Source organism: Histidinibacterium lentulum (assembly GCF_003789055.1).
Taxonomy (GTDB): Bacteria; Pseudomonadota; Alphaproteobacteria; order Rhodobacterales; family Rhodobacteraceae; genus Oceanicola; species Oceanicola lentulus.
On the sequence record NZ_ML119085.1, the window covers coordinates 26,424 to 46,607 of the forward strand.

The window sequence follows — 20,184 nt, forward strand, 5'->3', positions numbered from 1 at the left end:
TGCGAGACCGCCGGTGACGGCGGACGAGCAGCCCGATGTGGCGATCATCGGTGGCGGCATCATCGGCGCCTCCGTGGCATGGTGGCTTGCCCGCGACCCTGCCTTCACCGGCACCGTCACGGTGATCGAGCGGGACCCGAGCTACGAATTCGCCTCCACGACCCACACCAATTCCTGCCTGCGCCAGCAGTTCGGCACCGAGATCAACGTCCTCATCTCCCGGTTCGCCGCCGCCTTCATCCGCGGATTCCGGGAGTGGATGGAGGATGACGAGGCCCCTGACATCCCCTTTCACACCTTCGGCTATCTCTACCTTGCGGCCACCGCGCCCGCCGCCGAAGCCCTGCGCGCGGCCCACGCGCTCCAGACCCGGCTCGGCGCGGGCACCCGCCTCCTGAGCTCCGCCGAGATCGCCGCCGAATACCCCTTCTACGCGACGGACGATCTCCTCCTCGGCTCCCACGGTACGCGGGACGAGGGTTATTTCGACGGTGCCACCGTCTTCGACTGGTTCCGCCGCAAGTCGAAGAACCTGGGCGTCCGGTGGCTGTCCGACGAGGTGACCGCCATTGAAACGGCCGCCGGGCGCGTCACCGCGCTCACCCTCGCCTCCGGCGCGCGCCTTTCCCCCGGCTGGATCGTCAACGCGTCGGGTCCGCGCGCCGCCCGGACCGCCGCCATGGCAGGCCTCGCGCTGCCGGTGGAGCCGCGCAAGCGGTATACCTACTGCTTCGATGCCGCGGACCTTGGCCAACCCCTGCCCCTGACCATCGACCCCTCGGGCATCCACGTCCGGCAGGATGGCGCAGGATACATGGCCGGCTGCGCGCCGTGGACGGACGGCCCCGTCGATCCCGGCGACTTCGCCGAGGACCCGTCCCTCTGGGAGGACAAGGTCTGGCCGGCGCTCGCCGCCCGCGTTCCCGCCTTCGAGCGCCTGCGCCTGCGCCGCTCCTGGGTCGGACACTACGCCTGGAACACCCTCGACCAGAACGCGCTCCTCGGGCCCCATCCCGAATGCCCCAACCTCCTCGCCGCCAACGGCTTTTCCGGTCACGGCCTGCAACAGGCCCCCGCCGTGGGCCGCGGCATCGCGGAACTGATCGTCCATGGCGGCTACCGGTCCCTTGACCTCTCGCCCCTCTCCATCGACCGTGTCGCCGCGAACCGCCCGCTCCTCGAACGGGCCGTCATCTGATCCCGGAGCCCCGCCATGACCCTGAAGAAGATCGTCCTGACCGGAGCCCACGGCGCCCTCGGCAGCGTCCTGCGCGCGCCGCTCTCCCGGATGGCAGAGAGCCTTGTCTCCACGGATATCCTCGACCAGCCGAAGACGCTGATGCCCAACGAGACCTGGTCCGTCGCCGACCTCGGCCGCTTCGACCAGATCGCGCCGTTGATGGAGGGGGCGGAGATGGTCGTCCATTTCGGCGCCGTCGTGGACGAGAAGCCCTTCGAGGAGCTTCTGGGCCCGAATTATGTCGGCGCCTACAATGTGTGGGAGGCCGCGTATCGCGCCGGCGCCCGCCGCGTGGTTTACGCGAGTTCGATTCACGCCGTGGGCATGGCCGAGACCTGGTCCGGCGTCGATACCGAGACCGCCCACCGACCCGATACCTTCTACGGCCTCGCAAAGTGTTTCGCCGAGGACATGGGCCGGATGTACTGGGAGAAGCGCGGTCTCGAGGCGGTCTGCCTGCGCATCGCGTCCTGCACGCCGGAACCCCAGAACGCCCGCAGCCTCGGCACGTGGCTCAGCCACCGCGACCTCGTACAGCTGGTCACCCGGTCCATCGAGACGCCCGTCGTGGGCTTCACCATCGCCTATGGTGTCTCCGCCAATGCCCGCGCGCCTCTGTCGAACGCCAGGGTCGGCTTTCTCGGCTATCATCCCCAGGACAACGCCGAGAACTACGCGGCGACCCTGCTGTCGCGCCACACACCCGACCCGACCGACCTCGCCCAGACCCGCGTGGGCGGTCCCTTCGCGGCCGTGCCCCTCGGCGAGAGCGGCATGGATGCGCTCCGGGCGATTTCCGGTCCGGCGGTGAAACCGGACGGCACCTGAGCCCAGGGACCGCCGCTGTCCGGCTTCTGCAACCGGAAAGCGCGTCGCCGCGCGACGCACCGGATTTCTGCCGAGTTGACGGCCAGGTCTGTCCAGTTTTCGGGCAACAGCCGTGCTCCCGGGCCGTTGACATCCGAATTCCGGCCATTGCCCCTTGCCGCAGCGCAGCAAATTCGCCAGCTTCCCCGATGTAACCAGGGTGCAGCCCCATGCTTCAAGCAGACCTGAGCGCCACCGACTTCCTGCCCGCGGGCGCCGCTTTCAAGATGGTGCGCGCGACCGTCGAGCCGAAGCGACCCAAGGGGCTGATCAGCCGGGATTTTCCCGTGCTGTTCTGGGTCCAGAACGGCACCGTTCGCCTGCACCTGCCCGAAGCGCGGATGGACCTTGCCGAAGGGGAGGTCGTCTTCCTGCGCAGCCATGATTCTCACGCCCTCCAGGCCCGGGCGGAGGAGACGATGGCGGTGCTGCTCGTCTTCGATCCGGGCCTCATCGACAGCCTTGCGGATCGGCATCCGGCGCTCGCCGGCCGCTTTTTCTGGTCTTTCGGCCCCCAGCCCGTTCGGGTCTCCCGGTCGATCCGAGAATTGGCGCAATTGAACCAGGGCGCTCTGCGACTCGAACGCTCCCGCCGTGACGCGCTGGAGGCGGAGGCGTTTCTCCTGCCGCTCTTCGCCTCCCTTCTCGACGGGGCCAGCATGGTCCCGGTCGGCGCGCCCGAGTGGCTCGCCCGGGCCTGTGCCGCCGTGGAGGACCCGAGGGTCTTCCGCGAGGGAGCGGCCGGTTTCGCCCGCATCGCCGGCCGCGCCCATCCCCATGTCAGCCGTACCGCGCGCAAGTTTCTCGGCAAGTCGCCCTCCGAGATCGTCAACGCCCAGCGCATGACCTACGCCGCCCAGCGACTTACAGGCACCTCCGACAGCCTGTCGGAGATCGCGCGCGACTGCGGCATCCCGAACCTCAGCCATTTCCACAAGCTTTTCAGGCAGCATCACGGCATCACGCCGCAAAGATACCGCCGCGCCCATCAGCGCGACCTGATCCAGCCCGGCTGACCTCGCGGGACCGGGATTTGACCGCGGGGTCAAACCTTGCCAAAGGCAGACCACGGTGCGACGCTTCGCCCGACTGCCGGAGGCTTTCTTGGACACCACCGCCCCTGACCGGACCGGCACCCTGCCGTCGGTCCACGACCCCCGCAACGAACCCATGCCCCTCGACATGGCCTGGGTCCGTTCGGCGCGCGCAAATACCTCGGCCATCGAGCGCCGCGCCGCCACCCTCCCGGGCCGCCGGTCGATCAAGAAGGACTGGCAGGCGGCCTGGCTTGCCCGCGCGATCTCCTGCATCGACCTGACCACGCTCGCGGGCGACGACACCCCGGGTCGCGTGGCCCGGCTCTGCGCGAAGGCCCGCCGGCCGGTCGCGCCCGAACTCCTCGATGCCCTTGGCCTGCCCGACCTGACCGTGGGCGCGGTCTGCGTCTACCACGACATGATAGGCCCCGCCGTGGACGCGCTTCAGGGCACGGGCATCCCGGTGGCCGCCGTCTCTACCGGTTTTCCCGCGGGTCTCTCGCCGTGGCACCTGCGCCTTGCGGAAATCGGAGAGAGCGTCGCGGCGGGTGCGCGCGAGATCGACATCGTGATCTCCCGCCGCCATGTCCTCACCGGGGACTGGCAGGCGCTCTACGACGAGACGCGCGCCATGCGTGAGGCCTGCGGCCCGGCCCACATGAAGGCGATCCTTGCCACCGGGGAGCTGGGCACGCTGCGCAACGTCGCCCGCGCCAGCTATGTGGCTATGATGGCCGGTGCCGATTTCATCAAGACCTCGACCGGCAAGGAAAGCGTCAACGCCACCCTGCCCGTCAGCCTCGTCATGATCCGCGCCATCCGCGAGTTCCACGAACGCACCGGTATCCGCGTGGGCTACAAGCCCGCGGGCGGCATTTCGAAGGCCAAGGACGCGCTGATGTACCTCGCGCTGATCAAGGAGGAACTGGGGGACCGCTGGCTCCGCCCCGACCTCTTCCGCTTCGGCGCCTCGTCGCTTCTGGGGGACATCGAGCGCCAGCTCGAGCACCACGTCACAGGCGCCTACTCGGCCTCGTGGCGCCACGCGCTGGCGTGATCCATTGAGTATTTCAGGCCAGATGAGGACAGGGGCACGCCCATGACCGTCAAGGAAATCTTCGAGACCATGGAGTATGGCCCCGCCCCCGAGAGCGCCGCCGAAGCGCTGGCGTGGCTCGTCGACATGGGCGACAGCTTCGGTTGCTTCATCGACGGCGCCTTCACCGACCCCGGCGAGACCTTCGAGACGAAGAACCCCGCCACAGGCGCCGTCCTCGCGCATGTGACACATGCCAGCCAGGATGACGTCGACCGCGCCGTGGCCGCCGCACGGGCGGCGCAACCCGCATGGGCCGCCGATCCCCATGCCCGAGCCCGCGCGCTCTACGCCATCGCCCGCGCGATCCAGAAGCACAGCCGCCTCTTCGCGGTGCTCGAAACTCTCGACAACGGCAAGCCGATCCGGGAAAGCCGCGACATCGACATCCCTCTCGTCGCGCGCCACTTCTACCACCACGCCGGCCATGCCACGCTGATGGAATCGGCCCTGCCCGGCCGCATGGCCCTGGGTGTCTGTGGTCAGATCGTCCCGTGGAACTTCTCGCTCCTGATGCTGGCGTGGAAGATCGCCCCGGCGCTGGCCGCGGGCAACACGGTGGTGCTGAAGCCCGCCGAATACACCTCCCTCACCGCGCTTCTCTTCGCCGACATCTGCCGGCGGACCGGCCTGCCCCCGGGCGTGGTGAACATCGTCACCGGCGACGGCGCCGTGGGCGAGATGATCACAGGCTCGGACGTGGACAAGATCGCCTTCACCGGCTCCACCGCCGTGGGCCGCCGCATCCGGGAGGCCACGGCCGGCACCGGCAAGTCCCTGACTCTGGAGCTCGGCGGCAAGTCCCCCTACATCGTCTTCGACGATGCCGATCTCGACAGCGCGGTCGAGGGGCTGGTGGATGCCATCTGGTTCAATCAGGGCCAGGTCTGCTGCGCAGGCTCGCGGCTTCTCGTGCAGGAAACCGTGGCGGACCGCTTCCACGACAAGCTTCGCGCGCGGATGGACAAGCTGCGCATCGGCGACCCGCTCGACAAGTCGATCGACGTGGGCGCCATCGTGGACCCGGTGCAGCTCGACACCATCACCCGCCTCGTCGACGCCAGTACGGAGGGCGAGATCTACCGCGCCGCCGTACCACTGCCCGAGACCGGCTGTTTCTATCCGCCCACGCTGATCACCGGCCTCTCGCCCGCTGCCCCGCTGATGCGGGAGGAGATCTTCGGGCCGGTTCTGGTGTCCACCACGTTCCGAACGCCCGCCGAGGCCGTACAGCTCGCCAACGACACCCGGTATGGTCTCGCCGCCACGCTGTGGTCCGAGAACATCAACCTCGCCCTCGACGTGGCGCCCAAGCTGGCCGCAGGCGTGGTCTGGGTAAACGGGACCAACATGTTCGACGCCGCGGCCCCTTTCGGCGGCGTGCGCGAAAGCGGCTTCGGCCGCGAAGGTGGAGTCGAGGGCATGATGGCCTACACGCGGCCCGTGGACTCGCCCGACCGCCTGACGCGGATCGAGGCCCTTTCGGGCGATGGGGCGACCACCACCCCGCTCGACCGCACCGCGAAGCTCTATGTCGGAGGCAAGCAGGCCCGGCCCGACGGCGGCTATTCGGCCCCGGTCTTCGGCCCGTCGGGCACGGTCGTCGGCGAGGTTCCGAAGGCCAACCGCAAGGACATCCGCAACGCCGTCGAGGCGATGAACGCCGCCGCCGGATGGGCCAAATCCACCGGCCACGCCCGCGCGCAGATTCTCTACTACCTCGCCGAGAACCTTTCCGCCCGCGCGACCGAGTTCGCCGCGCGCCTCGAAGAGATGACCGGCGCGGACGGCTCGACCGAGGTCGACCACGCCATACGGCGCCTCTTCACCTGGGCCGCCTGGGCCGACCGGTTCGACGGCACCGCAAAGGGCGTTCCTCTCCGCGGCCTCGCTCTCGCCCTGCGCGAACCGGTCGGTAAGATCGTGGCCTTCGCGCCCGACGCCACACCCCTGCTCGGCGCCGTCTCCCTGATCGGTCCGGCCATGGCCATGGGAAACCGCATCACGCTCGTCGCCTCCGAACCCTTCCCCTTGGCCGCCACGGACCTCTATCAGGTTCTGGAGACCTCCGACGTGCCCCCGGGCGTGGTGAACATCCTCACCGGCGCCCACGAGGAGCTTGCCCCCGTAGCCGCCGCCCATCTCGACGTGGATGCGGTCTGGTCCTTCTCCGGCGCGCCCCTCTCAGCCGAGATCGAGCGCCGCGCAGCGGGCAACCTCAAGCGCACCTGGGTGAACCATGGCCGGATGATCGACCTCGCGGACGACAGGGCGTTCCTCGAGGCCGCGACCGAGGTGAAGACGGTCTGGGTCCCCTACGGCGAATAGGCCGCGCATCGCCCCGCGTTCTTCCGGCCGGTAGTATCCCGGAGGGGTCTGGGAAGGGCAGCGCCCTCCTAAGCGGATCGACGCGGGCGCAGCCCGCGGCGAACCACGACCTGGCTTCAGGCTCAGGACTTCCAGCTGTCGAGCCACCGCCGGAACCGCCCGCGCCGCTCCTGAGCCCCGGCCTGCGCCCGGTCGATCCGGTCTCCGGCCGCATCCGCGATCGGGTCGAGCGTGCGCTCCCGGAACTGCGCCCACATCGCGCGCAGGAAGAACCCGAGCGCCACGAGCCCCGCGAGCACCAGCAGGTTCACCCACGGGATCGGGCGGTAATCCGGCCCCGGCGCCTCTCGAATCGAGATGGCGTTGGGGAACACCGTCAGCCAGCGGATGCGCCAGCCGTAATGGGTGATCACCACCCATTCGGGATTCGCGGAGGTCGAGGTCATGTCGTTCGCCTCGGCCTGCAGATCGGACGAGTCGAACTTGAAATAGGGTGGATAGATCCAGCCCGTGTCCTCGTTGCGGTAGACCATGGTCTGGTCGCCGCCCCGCACGAAGCCGAGGAGGTAGGTCCGCTTTCGCACCGTGTTGATCAGCCGCAGGTCCCGCGTGTCGAGTTGCTGCCCCCCGGCATCGGCCTGGGCGTAGAAGATCCGGTTCACGCCTGAGAGGTCTGTCCGGATGATCTCGGTGCCGACGATCCGCGCCACGTCCTGCTGCGGCAGGACGTAGTGCAGGAACAGGGCCAGCACGACGAGAAAGGTGATGCGGAGCGCCCGCCGGATGTTTCGCATGGGGCTGCCTTCAGTTGACGAGATACATGATCAGGGAGATGAGACAGATCGGGATGACGTAGACCAGCAGGATCAGCCGCTTCCGGAGAGAGCTTTCGTAATCTGCCATCCCCTGCTCGATGAACCTTCGGCGGGCGCCCGCGTCGCCTTGGGGCGCCGCGTCCCAGGTTTCCTCCAGCCTCTCGCGCCGCACGGAGCGGGAGTAGAGCGAGATGCAGACGTAGAACACGGTCAGGACGACGGCGAGGATCACGATCAGTCGCACGAATTGCATGGCGTCACCTCCCGCGTCCCACGGCACCCCAAGGTCCTACGCGCCGCACCAGGTCCTCCGGCGCGCCGGCAGGCGGACCCGTGTCCTGCGGCTCCTCCATCGCCGGCTCGTGGCCGAAGAGGGCGCCGCGGGTCCCGGCCTTGTCGATCTGATACTCGGTTTCCAGAAATTCCGCTACATAGCGCTGCTTGGCCTCGGGCCAGCCGGCATAGGCGGCGTAGAATCCCTCCTTGTGACAGATGAAGAGCTGCCGCACGTCCAGCGGCGATAGTTCCGCTAGAAGCCGGTTCACGAGATCGGCGTCGGGCACGTTCGCTGCGCGCAACGTGTAGAAATAGGCCGGATGGTCGGAGTCGATTCGCGGCCAGGGCCCGCCTGCCTCGGCCCAGCGCAGAAGGGCCGCCAGCGCCTTGTACTCCTCGGGCAGGTTCTCGGCGTGACGCCGTCCCAGGCGGCGCAGGTCCGTCCGCGTAGCCCCGGTCAGATCCTCGCCTCGGTCGGCCGCGGTCGCCGCGACGACGAAATCCATCTTCTGACGCAGGATGCCCGAGGCGTCGATGCCGCGCGCCTTGACGATGGGTTCGGCCAGACCGTTCCGCTGCAGGAAGGTGGCGAGGCCGGTCCGGTCGCGCAGATCGAGCGTCTTTGTGATCGGAAGGGACCCAATCGCCGTCCGGCCGCCGGCCGCGATCGCCGCCGGCTCCGCCACACCGCGAAACACGTAGAGTCCTCCGAACCGCGCGGTCCAGAAATTCTCCTGTTCGAAGGTCATCGCCTCGAGCCGCACCGGATTGCGGATGATGTCGCCGGTCTCCCGGGCGAGCCCTATCATTTCGGCGATCAGGACGTCGTCGTGCCAGGCGCCGTCCTCTCGCCGGAACCGGTCCACGAGCTTTCCCAGCCGCTCGGCGGTGCGCACCGTTCCCGCGGTAGTGTCCGCCTCGACCGTGATCCGCCGGATCTCGAGAAGGTCCGCCGCCGTCTCCGCCCGGAACACGGAATTCACCAGTTCGCCCGCCACGGCATCCTTCGCCGTCAGCGCGAAGAGCTGCGCCTCGTTTCGCTCGATGAACTGCCGTAGGATGCCCCGGCAGGTGGAGAACTGCGCCTCGAGGAGCGGCGCCCGCTTCTGCTCGGTCGTCAGCAGGATGAACTGCCGGTTCACGCCGTGGTGGTTGAGATAGAGCGGATCGCCCAGCTCCGCCCCGATCTCGGGGCTGTAGCCGGAGATATCCACATGAAAATCTTCCAGCGTTGTCGTCTTGCCCGTCAGATGCTTCAGCGCCCGGTTATAACGCTCCACCAGCACCGGCGCGCGCACCGGCACGAGGTTCCCGAACATCAGCCCGCGCTCAATGAGGTGCTTCATGAACCGGTCACCATCATCTAGCCCTCAGCTTTACATAGTAGAGCCGTTCTCTTGTATCTCGCGCAACAACATACCGATAGGTTTCATAGGCTTTAACAAGGGCATTCGCATCTGGAAGAACGCCCTCCCGCACATTAACCATCGTGTTCGCGAGATTAGTAGCTGTATCGCTGCACAGCGACTCTAATATTAACTCAGCTCCCTCAGCCAAGCTCTGAATAACGCCTGCTACTGCTTCTTCATGTATCGCTACACAAGCCCAATACGATTTCCATGCCTCCTCTTCAGTTTCGGAACCCTGCCCCATAGCAGGTTGCGACAACAGAAGAATGATAATTGGAGATATGCCAACGAGACCAGATTTTTCCTGGATTTCCTGGACAATACGACTCACCACGTCTCCTCCACCCAGTGCCTCGGCAGCCCCGCCACCGACAGCACCAGTACCGGCCCCCAGATCAGCGCCGAGGCCGTGGCCAGCTTCATCAGATGCCACAAGGCGCCCCAGGCCCCGGGCGCGAAATACTCCGCCACCGTCAGCCCCTGCCAGAGGTAGAGGCCCAGCCAGACCGCCATCGACAGCACGACCATCAGGATTGTCGCCACGAAGGCCAGCGCGAACAGGGGCTTCACCCCCTCGGGAAACACCAGCGCCAGCACCCTCGGCACCAGCCAGCCCAGCATCATCAGCCCGATGGCGGGCAGGATCAGGCCGGCGCTGACGTTCACCCTTTCTCCTCCAGATACCGCCGCTTCGCCTCCTCCTGCCGGCCGAAATCCCGCACCATCGCCTCGATGGCCAGCTCGTCCGAGGTGTCCGCGTACCGGAACTCGGAATCCGCGTAGCGGTTGATCTCCTGGATCACCATCTCCGTGGTGATCGGGCGCCTGAGCTCTTCGATCATCGCCGTCTTCTCCTCGTACCCCTTGAAGAGGAACAGCTCCGGCTCTTCCATCCACTCGTCAGGCAGTTCGAAATCCATCGCACGCACCTTCACCGCGTCGGTGATGTTCTTGATCGCCCGTCCCGTGAACCTCTCGTCCGCCTCCTGGATCGCCTTCAGATAGGTCCCGAGCTTCGCGATGGTATCCAGCTCCCCGATCCGGTCCTGCACCCGGTCGAACACCGCCATAAGCCCCGCCTCCTGCGGCCGCGAATGCGCCTCGTAGGACCGCGCCACCGCCCGCTCGATCTGCTGCGCGGCATAGAGCTCATGCTCGCCCAGAGGAATCGCATGATTGCGCCCCATCAGGAGGTGCAGGATGTCGATGTAATCCTCCCGCGTCTGCGGCCCGTCCACGAGGAACCGCGCCCCCGCCCTCTGCCGCAGCGCATCGTCCACGTTCTCGGGGTAATTGGAGAACATCCCGAAGGTGCAATTGCCCCGCACCACCGTATTCGCCCCCGCGAAACTCTCCATCAGCACGGCGGTGATCTCGAGCTGCCCCGCGCTCGATTGCCGGTCCCCGCGCTTTCCGGCAAGCTGGTCGATATCGTCGATCGTCCCGAAGCCGATCACGTTCGGGTCGATGATCGAATTGATGAAGGCCTTTGCATTCTGCCCCGACTTGCCCTGGTAACTGTCGATATTGTCGGTGGACAGGTTCTGATAGCGGAACGTGTAGCCCGCCGTCTCGCAATAGCCGGCGATCAGCCCCGCCATCATCTGGATCAGCGTGGTCTTGCCCGTGCCCGGCTTGCCGTCGCCCATGAAGGTGAAGATGAACCCGCCCAGTTCCGCGAAGGGGTTCATCCGCCGCTCGAAATCGTAGGCCATCAGCATCTTCGACAGCCGCAGCGCCTGGTACTTGGCGATGTGGTTGCCCACGACCTCGTGCGGCTCCTTGAAGGTCATGGTAAGGGTCGTTGACTTCGCCGCCCGTGCGGGCGCGAAGCCTTGAACGGTGAAGCCCGAGGCCTCCACCCGCCAGCTTGCCGCCGCGAAGGGCTCGAGCCGCCCCGCGGTCGCCGCCCGCGCAGCAGCCTTCTCCATCACCAGCTCGGCAAAGGCCTGCAGCACCGCCACCAGCCGCACCTCGCTGTCGGCGCGCGCGGCGATCTCGCCGTCCAGCTCCCAGATCAGCCCATGCAGCATGAGCTGCGCGTTGTCGGTCAGGAATTCCTCGACTCCGCCAAGCTCCACCGTCTCGGCGCTGCCATGCTCCGCGAGGTGGAATGCGAGCGAAGAGGCAAAGACCTGGGCAACCACCAGCGCCTCGGCGGTCAAGAGCTCCGAGAAGGCTGCCCGCTTCTCGCCGGGCAGCCGCCCCTCGAGGTTGGCTCGCTTCAGGGCGGAGAGCCCGGCCCTCTCGGCGTACTCTTCTCCCATGGCCAGCGAAATCGCGAGCGACCGGCGCAGCACGTTGAGCGCCGTGGCGCAGAGCGGCGAGATGAGCCCGTCCTCGCCCAGCCCCTCGATCCGCTCTCGCACATGCACCCCGTCGGGCCGCGCCGTGCGCCGCGCCGCCAGCCCCGGCGTCGTCGACCGGAACGCCCGCCGCGTCCCCACCCCCGACGAGCGTTCCGCACCAGCCTCCCGAGCCGCCGCCACCCGCGGCGCATGGTCGAGCCCCTCGAGCATCGCCAGCGCCGCGCCGTACTGCGCGCGGATCGCCTCTTCCCTCAGCTCCATCGCATCCCCGGTCCGGCTCATGGCCTATCCCCTCACCTGTAGCTCAGCACGCGCCCGCCGGCGCCCACGACGAACTTGCGTACATCGGCAAAACCCGGGGGGTTCAGCTCCGCGAGCGCCTGATAGGGCCGCTGCGGCAGGATGATCGCCCGCTCCGTGCGCGTGGCCCCCGTCTCCGCCCCGCGTCCCACGAAGGGATCGAGGGCGAATACCTGACGCTCCACCGTGCCGAACCAGCCCTTCGGCACCGCTTCGGCCCGGTCCGCGACCAGCTCCTCCTCGGTCCAGACCAGTGCCCAGTCCTCGCCCGGCGGCGCCTTGGCGGCGTCGAGGATGCGGCCCAGCGGCCCCTCCTGGCGTGTGAAGCTGGAGGAATACATGGGCCCGACATGGAACCGCCGCAGCCGCCTCGGGTGCAGGTCGTCGAAATCCTCGTCGAAGCCCCGCGCGATGGTCAGCAGCTTCAGCCCCGCCACGGCCTGCGCCATCAGGTGGCTCTGCACCTCGGGCCAGCGCCGCTCGTCCTTGGGCAGGCCGGTGCGGCCCGTATCCTCCAGCTCCATCAGGTAGATCTGCGGCAGATTCACCTGACTGTCGTAGACAGCCCAATGAACGAGAAACCGCCGCCGCGCCCCGTCTGTGCCCTGCCAGACCGCCTGCGGATCGTTCCGCGCCCAGAACAGACCGCCGCGCGCCAGCTCCTCGTAATAGAGCCTCTGGCTCAGGGCGAACTGCAACTTCGTCGGGATCTGAAGATCGCCCAGGATGGTCCGCACCATCTCGTCCTTCAGCGCCTCCACGCCCCGCATCCCGGACAGGTGCTTTCCGGCCTGCGCGGCATCGTTGGCCATGGTCAGCAGCTCGTGGAAGACCGGAAAGCCCGACTCCCGCCGGTCGAAGGTCAGGTGCCCCGCATGGGCGGCGCGGCCCGAAAAGAGGTACTTGTGCCCCAGAGCCCGGAACGTCAGCGACAACCCAACGAGATAGCGCGCCAGCACCTCCACCTCGGGCCGCGACAGTCGCCCTTCCGCCTCCATCTGCCCGGCGACCCGACCCAGATGGCCCGTGATCGTGCCGAACTTCTCGAGGTAGCGCCGCGTGACGCGGGTATCCTGAAGCGAGAAATGATCGAGCGCGCTGTCCGTCATGATCTGCCCGGCGGAACGCAGGGGGCGGGGCGCGATGTCCGCTCGTCCGGCACGCCGCGTCTCAGGCCCCGTACCGATTGCTGTCGTGCTTCTCGACGATCTTCTGGAACCGCCGCACAAAGCGCTCGTCGGCCTTCGCCTTCTGCTCCAGCACCTCGCGGGCGAAGACCATGTGATCCTCGTGCGCCTCCAGCATGTCCGCCATCCGGGCGTTGGTGGCCGAGCCGATGGCCGCCATGGCCGATTGCGCCTCCTGATCGGTCTTCACCCCGATCTCGTTGATCCGGTGCGCCACATCCTGCTGCTGGGCGGTCTTCAGCGACTTCGTCAGTGCGTCATACAGAACCACTCGCTGTTTCGTGTCCGTCTGCAGCTTGTTGATCAGCACCATCTGCGTCGCGGCCTGGTTCTGCAGGCTGTCGATCCAGGTCTTGCCCTTCTCGATGTAGCGCTCCAGCGTCTGCGACCGGGCAAGCTTCACCTGCTCGTCGCGCACCAGCGCGTTGTAGCGGGTGTTCAGCTCCGCCAGTTCCGTCTCGAGCTTGGTGCGCTCTCCCGCGTCCTGCTCGACCGCGATCCTGTTCTCCAGCGTGATGATCTCGGGGTCCATCTTCTGGATCGTCTCGCGCACGGTCTCCAGCTCGGCCACCACCGCCTCACGCTCCTGAAGCGTCGTCTGCAGGTTGCCCTCCACCTTGTCCTTCTGCTCGGTCAGCACGCCCAGCTGGCCCTCCAGAAGCGCCGTGATCGTGTCGGACTTGGCGATCAGGTCCTGCAGCTTGTCGTCGATCGAGGCGGTGCGGATCCGCTCTTGCCGCATCTGCTCCGCCTTGCCGCGGGCAAACACACCGACCACGCTCTCCCAGCCGGTCTTCGACCTCATTTCGTCGAAATCCTTGGAAAAGCCTGCCGTCACGTCGTCGAGCCCCATGATCAGCTCGGCAATGTTGGCGTTCATCAGCTCGGTATGGGCGTGCACGTCCTCGAGCGTGGCGTTCTCGATGTCCACGGCGATGTCCTCGCCCTGCGCCATCTTCTGCCGCGCCATCTCGATGCGGCTCGTGAGCTCGGCGATCTTCGATTGCGCCTCGGCCACCTGGCTCTGGCTCTCGCGGATCTGGCTGTCGAAATCGGTCATTGGCCCCTCATGGAGAAATGCGCTGCCGCAAATGCGCCCCTGCGTCACACTACCGAGCCACCGTGGTCGGGATCAACGCAAACCCGCTTGCCGGACGAAGAAGGCCGCGCCATCGGGCGCGGCCTCCCGTCTTCCGGACGCGGCCGGGATCAGTTCAGCTGGAAGGACCAGAACAGCGTCTCGCCCGAATGGTCGTCCACGCCGTCGTTGTCCGTCGACACCCAGACCGTCCCGTCCTCGAAAATGGCGAGCCCCTCGACCTTGTCCTGGGCATAACCGTTCGTCTGCAACAGATCCGGCAGCACGTCGCGGACCACTTCCTTCGTCACAACCGGATACTCGCCGCCGAGCGGCGCGGGCTGAAGCTCGGCCACCGGCACGCGGGTGATATGCTTCACCCGGGCCGCCTCGCCGATCTGGTTGTCGCGCTCGATCAGATAGACGTGATCCCCGTGCAGCGTGATCTCGGAAAGGCCGATCCAGCCGGTCTCGGGCGTCTCGAGCGGATAGACCACAGCACCCCATTCTTCGGTCTCGAGATTGAACGAGATGAGCTTCGTGGTGTTCTCGGCATCGTCCGCCCAAGGACGCTGCTGGGCGCCCCAGAGCACGCCGTCGATCAGCGCCACGCCCTCGAAACCGGAATTGGTCTGCACCGCCTCGAGCTCCTCGGGGATGCGGATCTCGCGCACGATCTCGCCGGCGGCGGTGACATGGTAGAAGGCGTTGTACCGCTCGTTCTCGAGGTTGCCCTCGGTCGCCACCCAGAAGTTACCCTCGCCATCGAGGGCGATGCCCTCCATGTCCATGTTCACGTCGCCGAAATCGATGGCGATCGCGTCCGTGATCCGGGCCGGGCTCTGTGTCACGTCGATCGTGTAGATCGTCGGGCTGCCCACATAGAAGCTGTCGTTGACCGCGTAGACCGTGCCCGGCTCGCCCGCGACCATGCCGGAGATCGCCCCCCAGCCGATCAGCTCCTCCGCACCGGCGGAGGTGAGCATCGGATAGGACGGCGCGTCTTCGCCCAGCTCGTAGATCATGACATGGGCGCCGATGCCGCCATCGCCGCGCAGATCGACCTCGTTGGCAACCGCGAAGAGGCCCCGCTCGGGGATCGCGACCACGCCTTCGGGCGAGATGCCCGAGGGCAGAAGCTGCACCAGGACCGGGTTCGCCGGGTCGGTCATGTCATAGACGCCGGTGACCGAGCCGCGCTCGGACAGCAGGAAGAGCATGGGCGTGCCGTTGAACACCGCGAACTCCATGCCTTCCGGCTCCACCCCCTTGGCGTCGGAGCGGCCGTCCGGGTAGTGGCCGATCTGGATCACTGCATGTTCGAACGAGGGGCCCGATTCGTGGACCACGGTCCCGTCCTTCCGGAACACGGTGAACCCGCGCGACCCGCCGTCCATGTCACCCTCGTTGGCGGTCACGAAATGGTCGGTGTCGATCCACTGGATGCCGTCGGGCTCTCGCACCACGCCTGTCAGGCTGTCGGTGAAGGACAGCGCGTTGTCGTCCAGCGCATCCACGCCCTCGAGATCCACCGCGCCGGCGGAGAAATGACTGAGCACCTCGCCCGCGGCGTTCAGCACCACGATGTGGTTGTTCTCCTGCAACGTGACGACGATCTCGCCCGCCTCGGAGACGTCCACGAACTCGGGTTCCGGATCCTCGGGCGCGATCTCCGCAAGTCCCGTCACGTCGGCGCGGATCTGTGCGTCGCATTGCATCATGCCGTCCGCGTCGAGCGGGATGATCGCGACCCAGCCCGCGGGCATCTGCGGCACCCGGCCGTCGCCTGCGTCCTCGTCGCGCTCGTTCTCGATCGCGACGGTCACGAAGGATCCGTCCGGTGCCACCGCGGTCGAATCGGGCTGGCCGCCCAGGTCACACTCCCCGGCAAGCTCCCCGGTGGCGACGACGTAATGCGCCAGGCGCCCCGACGGCTCGACGAAGCTCTCCGAGGTGTTGACGCCCACAAAGACCGTGCCGCCGAGCGCCGAGACCGCGGTCGGCTCTCCGTCGAGCCCGATCTCGCCCATGGGCTGCGGATCAGTGGGGTCGGTGATGTCGATCATCCCGATCACCCCGGCGGGGCTGTCGCTGTAGATCAGCGTCATGCCATCAGCGGTGGCGGTGATGATCTCGGCAGAGGATTCCTCCGCCTCGGGCGAGTTCAGCGCGGTCGGAAAGCTCGCGACCCGGTCGAAGCTCTGGGCGAAGGCCGGCATGGCGGCGGCGAAGGCGACGATGCTCGCGGCGGTGATGCGGAATGACATGTGGTCCCCCTTGTCTGGATTGTCTCCGACGGGGTCATCGCCTCTCCTCGTTACAGGTGCATGACAGGCGGGGGCAGGACGGGTGATCCTCCCCCATCCTGCCCGGGCATCAGATGATGTTGTGCTCCGGACCGTAGGCGAAGTCGGTGATGTTCTCCGCCCCGACCGCGCCGATCACGAGGATGTCGTGCTCGCGGTAGCCTCCTGCGCCGGGCTGGCCCTCGGGGATCGTCAGCATGGGCTCCATCGACACCACCATGCCGGGCTCCAGCACCGTGTCGATGTCCTCGCGCAGCTCGAGCCCGGCCTCGCGCCCGTAGTAATGGGACAGGATTCCGAAGGAATGCCCGTATCCGAAGCTGCGGTATTGCAGCAGGTTCCGTTCCTCGAAGAAGGCGTTGATCGCATGGGTCACGTCCGAGCACCGGGCGCCGGGTCGCAGCAAGGAGAGCCCGAGCTCGTGCGCACCCACATTGGCCTCCCAGAGGGCAAGACTCTCGGCGTCCGGCTCTCCCAGGAAGAGCGTCCGCTCGAGCGCGGTATAATACCCAGAGATCATCGGAAAGCAGTTCAGCGACAGGACATCGCCGTGCCGCAGCGCCCGCGACGTGACCGGGTTGTGTGCCCCGTCCGTATTCGGCCCCGACTGGAACCAGACCCAGGTGTCGCGGTATTCCGCATCCGGAAAGCGCCGCGCGATCTCCACCTCCATCGCATCGCGCCCGGCCATCGCCACGTCGATCTCCCGCGCGCCCTCCCGGATGGCATCGCAGATCGCATAGCCGCCGAGATCCGCGACCGCGGCCCCCTTCCGGATCAGCGCGATCTCTGCGGAGGATTTCACCATCCGCTGCCGCATCGCGGCGGGCGCCAGGTCCACGAGCCGCGCGGGTGCCAGGGCCTGCTCCAGCTCCGCCATCCGCGCCAGCGTCAGGTGATCGCCCTCATGGCCCAGCACGCGGCCCCTGCCCGCCACATGGGCCACGGCCTGCCAGAAATTGTCCCGCGCCCAGTCGGTATAGACGAGGTTCTCGCCATGACACCGCCGCCAGGGCTGGCCCGCGTCGATGCCTGCGCTGATCGTGACGCTGGTCTGCGGCGTGACCACAAGACCATAGGGCCGCCCGAAGGAGCAGTAGAGAAAGCCCGAATAATAGGCGATACCCTGCATCGAGGTGAACAGCGCCACCTCGACGCCCACCTGCTCCATCGCGGCGCGCAGACCCGCAAGCCGCACCTCGTATTCCTCGGCGGCAAAGGGCAGCGGAGCCTTGTCGCCGTTCCTGAACCTGTAGTGCTTGGGTCGGTCCATCAGAGACCTCCTCTCACAAAAGAAGGTCCCGGCGTACAGGACGGGTAACGGACAGGCCCGCGCGACGCCATCGCGCGGCGTTCGGACTGAAGCCTTGCGCCGCCTCTGCGTCAAGCGGCTCTCGTGCCCATGGCGCGGGTCAGGTGATTGCGGCATCCTTCCCGAGATGCAGACCGGACCGAAGAACCTTCTGACCGACGTGCCCGGCCTTCTCGTCGGCAACGCCGCCTGTCCCCGCCGCCGCTCCGGCGTCACGGTCGTCACCTCCTCCGACCCTTTTGCCGCCGGGGTTCATGTCATGGGCGGCGCCCCCGGCACACGTGAGACGGACCTCCTCGCCCCGGACAAGACCGTGTCGGAGGTCCATGCCCTCGTTCTCGCCGGGGGCTCCGCCTTCGGCCTGGCGGCGGCGCAGGGCGTGGCCGAGGCTCTCGCCGCTCGCGGCAAGGGCTTCGAGGTCGCCGGCCACCGCGTCCCCATCGTGCCCGCAGCGATCCTCTTCGACCTCGCCAATGGCGGCGACACGACAGGCCCCCTGCCCTACCATCGTCTCGGCGCGGAGGCTCTGGCCGCCGCGGGAACCGAGTTCGCCCTCGGGACCGCAGGCGCGGGCGCCGGCGCCACCACGGCCACGCTCAAGGGCGGCCTCGGCTCGGCCTCGCTCATGGTGGGAGAGGCCACCGTCGCCGCTCTGGTGGCCGTCAACGCGCTGGGGTCCGCCACTGTGGGCGACGGCCCGCATTTCTGGGCCGCGCCGTTCGAGATCGGCGCCGAGTTCGGCGGGCTCGGTCAGGCCGCCGATGCCCCTGCGGACTGGCCCAGGACAAAACTCGACGGCGCCACCACCATCGCGGTGGTCGCTACCGACGCGCGCCTCGACAAGTCCGGCTGTACCCGCCTCGCCATCGCCGCCCATGACGGCATGGCCCGCGCGCTGGTGCCCTCCCATACCGCCATGGACGGAGACCTTGTCTTTGCCCTCTCCACCGGCAGCGGCCCCGAAACGGATCCGGTCCGCCTCGCCCACGGCGCGGCACTTTGCCTCGCCCGCGCCATTGCCCGCGCGGTCTGGCTCGCAGCATCGGAGCCGGGCGACCTCTTGCCCGCCTGGCGGGCGCGTTTCGGGTAAGGCATGGGGCCACGCCATCGCGGCGAAAAATGTGTCCCGGTCACGATTGCGGATCCTGCCGCCGGACCCTAACCCAGCACCGCCCGCAGCAGGGCAGAGTCCGCACCCTCCAGCCCCTCGACCACGTCGAAGTGGTGCCGCCCGGCCTCGACCGTCAGCTCCGCCTCCCAGGCCTCCGCGAGGGCCTTGGCCTGCGCAACGAAGACCGGCCGCTCGTCCGCACCGACCCAGACATGGACAGGCACGTCCGGGCGCGGCTGATGGACAGGGCTTTCCGCCCGCGCCTCCGCCGCGTCGATCCGCAGCCTCTCGTTCATGCTTGTCAGCATCAAGGGTGCAAGATCCGCCACCGGAGAGATCGGCACGATCCGCGCTACCCTCCCACGACAGGCGAGCGGCAGCCCTTCGTCCCCCATCCGTGCCACAAGGTGCCCGCCCGCCGAATGCCCGGCGAGCCGCACCGGCCCCGCCACTGCCTCCGCCGCCACGTCTACCGCCGCCGCGATCTGCCGGGTGATTTCCGCGATCCTGACGGCGGGACAAAGGTCATAGCCCGGCAGCGCCACCGCCCAGCCCTCCGCCAGCGCCCCGGCAGCCAGATGCGACCAGTCCCTTGGCCCGAACCGCAGCCAGTAGCCGCCGTGCACGAAGACGACCAGTCCCTTCGTCGCACCCTTGGGCCGGAACAGATCGACATCACGCCGCGCGCCCGGGCCATGGCGCAGCACCTCCGGCGGATGGAGCTCGCGGAATGCCTCCGCCGCCTCCGCCCAGCGCGCGACATAGCCCTCCGCCCCCGGAATATGGGCGGCGTTCGCCCATGCGTCGTCATGCTCCGCCTGGCTGGTCATGGATGTCCTCCCTTCGCTCCCTTACCGCCGTCGGCGCGCCCGGCGTCAAGCCCCGTGCGTCGAACGGGTGCCCCCGCCAAGGATTGACCGCCGCCCCGCGTCGAACCAACCGTGATGCGCATGAACACGAGCGACGAGGACCTGGCCCTTGCGGCCGCGGGAGGCGACGGACAGGCCTTCGCAACCCTGCTCGAGCGGGTCTACGACCGCCTCTTCGCCCTGACCTTCCGCCTCACCGGCAGCCGAGCCGAGGCCGAGGACCTGACCCAGGACATCTGCGCCGCCCTGCCGGCCAAACTCGGCTCGTTTCGCGGACAGTCCCGCCTTACGACATGGCTTTACCGCGTCGCGGTGAACGCCGCCCATGATCGCAGACGCCGCCAGGCCACCTACATGAAGGCGACGGACGGATGGGGCGACTGGGAACTCGCGCGCACCGAGGCCGGGCGCGAGGAGCAGGACCGCCTCGACTGGCTCACCACCGCCATGCGCGCCCTGCCTGAGGAACTGCGCGACACCGCGGCCCTCGTGCTCGATGACCTGAGCCACCGGGAGGCGGGCGCAATCCTGGGCGTGTCCGAGGGCACGGTGAGCTGGCGCATGTCGGAGGTTAAGAAGCGCCTGCGCGCGCTGAAAGAGAGAGAGGAGGCGGAATGACCCGCCCGGACGAGACGGAACGCCTT

General features: G+C 67.8%; 18 protein-coding genes. 7 read left to right on the top strand and 11 right to left on the bottom strand.

What is annotated here, in order from left to right; translation table 11 throughout:
- Positions 1-13 precede the first annotated feature (13 nt).
- The 5 genes from EAT49_RS10895 to EAT49_RS10915 all read left to right on the top strand — a co-directional run bounded on the left by EAT49_RS10895 (position 14) and on the right by EAT49_RS10915 (position 6,568).
- Complete coding sequence (locus EAT49_RS10895) at positions 14-1,198, top strand: NAD(P)/FAD-dependent oxidoreductase (RefSeq protein WP_246003828.1); 1,185 nt, start codon at positions 14-16, stop codon at positions 1,196-1,198.
- A gap of 21 nt (positions 1,199-1,219) precedes the next feature.
- Positions 1,220-2,068, top strand: a complete 849-nt coding sequence (locus EAT49_RS10900) for an NAD-dependent epimerase/dehydratase family protein (RefSeq protein ID WP_123642623.1) — start codon at positions 1,220-1,222, stop codon at positions 2,066-2,068.
- Between the two features lie 209 nt (positions 2,069-2,277).
- A complete protein-coding gene (locus EAT49_RS10905) occupies positions 2,278-3,123 on the top strand; it encodes a helix-turn-helix transcriptional regulator (protein ID WP_123642361.1) in 846 nt (281 codons plus the stop codon).
- 88 nt (positions 3,124-3,211) lie between these two features.
- Entirely contained in the window at positions 3,212-4,201 is a 990-nt protein-coding gene (gene deoC / locus EAT49_RS10910; protein WP_246003829.1) for a deoxyribose-phosphate aldolase, read from the top strand.
- Positions 4,202-4,243: 42 nt separating this feature from the next.
- Entirely contained in the window at positions 4,244-6,568 is a 2,325-nt protein-coding gene (locus EAT49_RS10915; protein ID WP_123642362.1) for an aldehyde dehydrogenase family protein, read from the top strand.
- Between the two features lie 122 nt (positions 6,569-6,690).
- On the opposite strand, the gene EAT49_RS10920 is transcribed toward EAT49_RS10915, so the two are convergent.
- From EAT49_RS10920 to EAT49_RS10965, 10 genes are all read right to left on the bottom strand, one after another.
- On the bottom strand, positions 6,691-7,362 hold the full coding sequence (locus EAT49_RS10920; RefSeq protein ID WP_123642363.1) for a DUF1523 family protein: 672 nt from the start codon (positions 7,360-7,362) through the stop codon (positions 6,691-6,693).
- Between the two features lie 10 nt (positions 7,363-7,372).
- On the bottom strand, positions 7,373-7,636 hold the full coding sequence (locus tag EAT49_RS10925) for a hypothetical protein (RefSeq protein ID WP_123642364.1): 264 nt from the start codon (positions 7,634-7,636) through the stop codon (positions 7,373-7,375).
- Positions 7,637-7,640: 4 nt separating this feature from the next.
- Entirely contained in the window at positions 7,641-9,005 is a 1,365-nt protein-coding gene (locus tag EAT49_RS10930; RefSeq protein WP_123642365.1) for a DUF6638 family protein, read from the bottom strand.
- A gap of 13 nt (positions 9,006-9,018) precedes the next feature.
- Complete coding sequence (locus tag EAT49_RS10935; RefSeq protein WP_123642366.1) at positions 9,019-9,399, bottom strand: hypothetical protein; 381 nt, start codon at positions 9,397-9,399, stop codon at positions 9,019-9,021.
- The gene (locus EAT49_RS10940) at positions 9,396-9,734 is read right to left on the bottom strand and encodes a hypothetical protein (protein WP_246003830.1); all 339 of its coding nucleotides are present in this window, start codon (positions 9,732-9,734) and stop codon (positions 9,396-9,398) included. The genes EAT49_RS10935 and EAT49_RS10940 overlap by 4 nt, the downstream gene beginning before the upstream one ends.
- Entirely contained in the window at positions 9,731-11,659 is a 1,929-nt protein-coding gene (locus tag EAT49_RS10945; protein ID WP_123642367.1) for an AAA family ATPase, read from the bottom strand. The genes EAT49_RS10940 and EAT49_RS10945 overlap by 4 nt, the downstream gene beginning before the upstream one ends.
- Positions 11,660-11,670: 11 nt before the next feature.
- Positions 11,671-12,786: a hypothetical protein gene (locus tag EAT49_RS10950; protein ID WP_123642368.1), complete on the bottom strand. Its 1,116-nt coding sequence runs from the start codon at positions 12,784-12,786 to the stop codon at positions 11,671-11,673.
- A gap of 61 nt (positions 12,787-12,847) precedes the next feature.
- Positions 12,848-13,924, bottom strand: a complete 1,077-nt coding sequence (locus EAT49_RS10955; RefSeq protein WP_123642369.1) for a coiled-coil domain-containing protein — start codon at positions 13,922-13,924, stop codon at positions 12,848-12,850.
- A gap of 149 nt (positions 13,925-14,073) precedes the next feature.
- Positions 14,074-16,209 (bottom strand): esterase-like activity of phytase family protein, encoded by a 2,136-nt coding sequence (locus EAT49_RS10960; protein WP_123642370.1) that lies wholly within the window; start codon positions 16,207-16,209, stop codon positions 14,074-14,076.
- 109 nt (positions 16,210-16,318) lie between these two features.
- Entirely contained in the window at positions 16,319-17,521 is a 1,203-nt protein-coding gene (locus EAT49_RS10965) for an aminopeptidase P family protein (protein ID WP_185020727.1), read from the bottom strand.
- Between the two features lie 166 nt (positions 17,522-17,687).
- On the opposite strand from EAT49_RS10965, the gene EAT49_RS10970 reads away from it, so the two are divergent.
- The gene (locus tag EAT49_RS10970; protein ID WP_123642371.1) at positions 17,688-18,650 is read left to right on the top strand and encodes a P1 family peptidase; all 963 of its coding nucleotides are present in this window, start codon (positions 17,688-17,690) and stop codon (positions 18,648-18,650) included.
- A gap of 68 nt (positions 18,651-18,718) precedes the next feature.
- On the opposite strand, the gene EAT49_RS10975 is transcribed toward EAT49_RS10970, so the two are convergent.
- Positions 18,719-19,501, bottom strand: a complete 783-nt coding sequence (locus EAT49_RS10975; RefSeq protein ID WP_123642372.1) for an alpha/beta hydrolase — start codon at positions 19,499-19,501, stop codon at positions 18,719-18,721.
- Positions 19,502-19,621: 120 nt separating this feature from the next.
- Between EAT49_RS10975 and EAT49_RS10980 the strand changes: the two genes are divergently transcribed.
- The gene (locus tag EAT49_RS10980) at positions 19,622-20,158 is read left to right on the top strand and encodes an RNA polymerase sigma factor (protein WP_123642627.1); all 537 of its coding nucleotides are present in this window, start codon (positions 19,622-19,624) and stop codon (positions 20,156-20,158) included.
- The last annotated feature ends 26 nt before the right edge of the window (positions 20,159-20,184 follow it).

Excerpts from the sequence above, each read along its gene's own strand:
- EAT49_RS10960 (WP_123642370.1), bottom strand. The coding sequence starts at position 16,209 with ATGTCATTCCGCATCACCGCCGCGAGCATCGTCGCCTTCGCCGCCGCC.
- EAT49_RS10920 (WP_123642363.1), bottom strand. The coding sequence starts at position 7,362 with ATGCGAAACATCCGGCGGGCGCTCCGCATCACCTTTCTCGTCGTGCTG.
- EAT49_RS10955 (WP_123642369.1), bottom strand. The coding sequence starts at position 13,924 with ATGACCGATTTCGACAGCCAGATCCGCGAGAGCCAGAGCCAGGTGGCC.
- EAT49_RS10945 (WP_123642367.1), bottom strand. The coding sequence starts at position 11,659 with ATGAGCCGGACCGGGGATGCGATGGAGCTGAGGGAAGAGGCGATCCGC.
- EAT49_RS10970 (WP_123642371.1), top strand. The coding sequence starts at position 17,688 with ATGCAGACCGGACCGAAGAACCTTCTGACCGACGTGCCCGGCCTTCTC.
- EAT49_RS10925 (WP_123642364.1), bottom strand. The coding sequence starts at position 7,636 with ATGCAATTCGTGCGACTGATCGTGATCCTCGCCGTCGTCCTGACCGTG.
- EAT49_RS10915 (WP_123642362.1), top strand. The coding sequence starts at position 4,244 with ATGACCGTCAAGGAAATCTTCGAGACCATGGAGTATGGCCCCGCCCCC.
- EAT49_RS10930 (WP_123642365.1), bottom strand. The coding sequence starts at position 9,005 with ATGAAGCACCTCATTGAGCGCGGGCTGATGTTCGGGAACCTCGTGCCG.
- EAT49_RS10950 (WP_123642368.1), bottom strand. The coding sequence starts at position 12,786 with ATGACGGACAGCGCGCTCGATCATTTCTCGCTTCAGGATACCCGCGTC.
- EAT49_RS10905 (WP_123642361.1), top strand. The coding sequence starts at position 2,278 with ATGCTTCAAGCAGACCTGAGCGCCACCGACTTCCTGCCCGCGGGCGCC.
- EAT49_RS10965 (WP_185020727.1), bottom strand. The coding sequence starts at position 17,521 with ATGGACCGACCCAAGCACTACAGGTTCAGGAACGGCGACAAGGCTCCG.
- EAT49_RS10975 (WP_123642372.1), bottom strand. The coding sequence starts at position 19,501 with ATGACCAGCCAGGCGGAGCATGACGACGCATGGGCGAACGCCGCCCAT.
- EAT49_RS10980 (WP_123642627.1), top strand. The coding sequence starts at position 19,622 with ATGAACACGAGCGACGAGGACCTGGCCCTTGCGGCCGCGGGAGGCGAC.